We start from the raw sequence: 3,183 nt of genomic DNA, 5'->3' as shown, positions 1-3,183 counted from the left end.
AAGCCTTAAACAGGAACATGCCGGAGTTCCAGTAATAGTCACCGGAAGCAAGATAACCCTGGGCCGTTTCCAAATCTGGCTTCTCAACAAACTGCTCCACTGGCATTATTTTTTCACCACAAAGACACGAGTGTGACACGAGAGCAGAGTCGGTCTGCTCGTAACTGCAATTGAGATGGAGGCAGGCCCTCCGGTGACGGCTTCTGGAAGCAGCCATCAAACCACCGTAAGCTGCGCCGGTAAAGAGCCGGTGTGGTGAGCGTTACGGAAAAGGCGCAGCTTGACTGCGTCAGGTGTGAAATCAGGAGATGAACGCAAGTAAACCACTGATGACGTCTCGAAATGTGGTCCGATAGCATCGAAAATGGAGGGTTGTGTTGCTCCATGATGAGTTCAGGGGATAGCCAGTTACTGCCTGAGCGGTGGCCGGGATATAGGTGGCATGAACTGATTTCAGGCTCTTTTGTGGAACGTGGGAGTCTGTCGCTCTGGTGTTAAGGGAGCCAGCCAAGCAGCTGAACTGCGGAGGCTGTGAGTACCGATACAGAGCACAGAGTAGGACCAGTCCGGTAGAGCGATGAAGCTTCTGTAATGGAGGTGGAGCGAAAGGACTGGCTTATCCGGTTGAAGCAACAGATCAACCGTCGTTATAGCGTTGTTTTTATAAAACGGAATGAATCTGATGTCTGAAACAAAACCGTTCACAATTTCGAAACAGCTTGTTTATCAAGCGTGGCTGAGAGTGAAAGCGAACAAGGGGAGCGCCGGACTTGACGATCAGTCAGTGACTGACTTTGAGGCTAATCTGGGCAGGAACCTGTACAAGCTATGGAATCGAATGTCGTCGGGAAGCTACTTTCCTCCCCCCGTCATGCGTGTGGAAATCCAGAAGAAGGATGGAGGCACGAGACTGCTGGGAGTACCGACAGTAGCCGACCGCGTAGCCCAAACGGTGGTGAAGATGATCGTTGAGCCAGTAGTGGAACCTGTTTTCCATGAAAATTGATCCGAAATCGATATGGAAAGTTCTTTGTGAGCTTCCTTCCGGCAGTCAGTAGAGCAGCAGTTCAGGACTTTCGGAATAAGATTAAGGGCCTTGAAATCCCAACGAAGAAAAGAGGCTGTAGCCTTTTGGAAATTGCCAGAGAAATAAATCCACGAGTGCGGGGGTGGATAGACTACTTCGGTAGATTCTATGCATCGATAGCTGAAAATGCCCTTTACTACTTGGAAGATACCTTGGTGCGCTGGGCTATGGGTAAATACAAGAAATTGAAGGGGCGCAAGGCTAAAGCTGGCCGATGGCTGGCAACCATTGCAAAGATAGTCCTGATGTTTATGGTTCACTGGCGGATATGTCAGAAACCAGCGGTTGGATAAGAAGAGCCGGATGAGGGGAGACTGTCAAGTCCGGTTCTGTGAGCAGCGGAAGGGGAGGTTCCTACCGCTGACTCGACAGTCACAAAGGAAGACTTTTTCTTTTTTTACTGCGCATAGCGCAGAAACCAAAAAACTTTGTGCCTTTGTGTCTTTGTGGTTCCAATAAATCACTGCCGAATCAAACTCAGCAATTCAGAAGTTTTCGCTTCCATCAGCGCCACATCCCCCCGGCTCTCCACATTCAGCCGAATCACCGGTTCAGTATTAGAAAGCCGCAGGTTAAACCGCCACTCCCCCATATCCAGTGAGATCCCATCGGTATGGTCCACAGCCACCGCATCCTGTTCATAAATCGCCAGAATCCGGTCAATAGCCGCCTGAGGGGCATCCAATGTACTGTTGATCTCACCAGAAGATGGGAACAAGGCAATACGTTCAGCTACCAGTTCAGAAAGCTTCTTACCCTTATGGGACATTAACTCAGCTACCAGCAGCCACGGAAGCATCCCGGAATCACAGTAAGCAAAGTCACGGAAATAATGATGGGCACTCATCTCACCACCATACACTGCATCCTCTTCCCGCATCCGCTCCTTGATAAAAGCATGACCGGTTTTACACAACACCGGCACACCACCCGCTGCAGAAACCTGGTCAATAGTATTCCAGGTCAACCGGGGATCATGGATAATCTTGGCACCAGGATAATGCGCCAGAAACGCCTCACCCAGCAGCCCGACAATATAATACCCCTCAATAAACTGGCCTTTCTCATCAAACAGGAAACACCGGTCAAAATCCCCATCCCAGGCAATGCCCATATCGGCGTTATGCTCAAGCACCGCATCCACAGTTGCCTGCCGACAGTCGTGTAACAGCGGATTAGGAATCCCATGGGGAAAGTGCCCATCCGGCTCATGGTGAATCTTCACAAACTCCACCGGCACATTCAGCAGCGTTAAATCGTTCCTCAATAGCATCAATCACATGCCCTGCAGCCCCATTACCAGCATTCACCACCAGTTTCAGAGGCTTCAATTCCGCAAGATTAATATACCCAAGAATATGATCAACATAAGCCGACAAATTAGAAACTTCCCGATAACCACCCGTTAAAATCTTATCTTTTCCTTTGTGTTCTTTGTGCCTTTGTGGTGCAAAAAAATCTTCAGCCAACCGCTGAATCTCCCGCAACCCGGTATCCCCGGAAATCGGCTTACTCTCCTCCCGCACCAGCTTCATCCCGTTATAGTCTTTCGGGTTATGGCTGGCCGTAACCATAATGCCCCCATCCGCCTGCAGATGCGAAGTAGCAAAATAGACCTCCTCGGTACCGCACAGGCCAATATCAATCACATCCACACCACCGGCTCGCAGCCCATCACTAAGAGCGGCTTTAAGCTCAGGTGTAGATAAGCGAATATCACCACCCACAACGACAGTCTTGGGCTTTAAATATTCTGCAGTCGCCCGACCAATGCGCCAGGCAATATCTTCATTCAATTCATCAGGCATGCGGCCACGGATATCGTAGGCCTTAAAACAAGAGAGTGCGGTCATTGTAAACCCCGAAAATAAAACCCCGGCAACCAGCTGACTGATTGACTAAGTTGACATCACAATAAATGCAGCTTGCCAAAAGTAACATATAGGTTACCATAAATATGAAGATGACCGTGCTTGAATACCTGCAACAAGACGGTAAAAGCCCTTACCAGCGGTGGTTTGACCAACTACCTGCGCAGGCTGCAGCCAAAGTTGCAACCGCGAAAGTCAGGATGGAGCTGGGTAATATCTCCGCCA

4 protein-coding genes and 1 pseudogene are annotated in these 3,183 nt (G+C 49.6%); 2 read left to right on the top strand and 3 right to left on the bottom strand.

What is annotated here, in order from left to right; all coding sequences use genetic code 11:
- A pseudogene (locus KDK15_RS03640) lies at nt 1–100 on the bottom strand (sugar phosphate nucleotidyltransferase); the annotation flags it as partial.
- Nucleotides 101–682: 582 nt separating this feature from the next.
- On the opposite strand from KDK15_RS03640, the gene KDK15_RS03635 reads away from it, so the two are divergent.
- Both KDK15_RS03635 and KDK15_RS21150 read left to right on the top strand, forming a co-directional pair.
- Complete coding sequence (locus KDK15_RS03635) at nt 683–1,006, top strand: RNA-directed DNA polymerase (RefSeq protein WP_257294003.1); 324 nt, start codon at nt 683–685, stop codon at nt 1,004–1,006.
- 26 nt (nt 1,007–1,032) lie between these two features.
- Nucleotides 1,033–1,380, top strand: coding sequence for a group II intron maturase-specific domain-containing protein (locus KDK15_RS21150; RefSeq protein ID WP_373691328.1), 348 nt, complete (start codon nt 1,033–1,035; stop codon nt 1,378–1,380).
- Nucleotides 1,381–1,547: 167 nt separating this feature from the next.
- On the opposite strand, the gene KDK15_RS20960 is transcribed toward KDK15_RS21150, so the two are convergent.
- Together KDK15_RS20960 and KDK15_RS20955 are read right to left on the bottom strand one after the other, a co-directional pair.
- Entirely contained in the window at nt 1,548–2,312 is a 765-nt protein-coding gene (locus tag KDK15_RS20960; RefSeq protein WP_373691327.1) for a hypothetical protein, read from the bottom strand.
- A complete protein-coding gene (locus KDK15_RS20955) occupies nt 2,296–2,940 on the bottom strand; it encodes a hypothetical protein (RefSeq protein ID WP_306800226.1) in 645 nt (214 codons plus the stop codon). The genes KDK15_RS20960 and KDK15_RS20955 overlap by 17 nt, the downstream gene beginning before the upstream one ends.
- Nucleotides 2,941–3,183 lie beyond the last annotated feature (243 nt).

It is taken from the genome of Endozoicomonas sp. YOMI1, assembly GCF_024606345.1.
In the GTDB taxonomy this organism is placed as follows: Bacteria; Pseudomonadota; Gammaproteobacteria; order Pseudomonadales; family Endozoicomonadaceae; genus Endozoicomonas.
This window is presented reverse-complemented; position numbering and strand designations above follow the sequence as displayed.

What these genes read in the sequence shown, in the direction of transcription:
- KDK15_RS03635 (WP_257294003.1), top strand. Translation starts at nt 683, where the DNA reads ATGTCTGAAACAAAACCGTTCACAATTTCGAAACAGCTTGTTTATCAA.
- KDK15_RS20955 (WP_306800226.1), bottom strand. Translation starts at nt 2,940, where the DNA reads ATGACCGCACTCTCTTGTTTTAAGGCCTACGATATCCGTGGCCGCATG.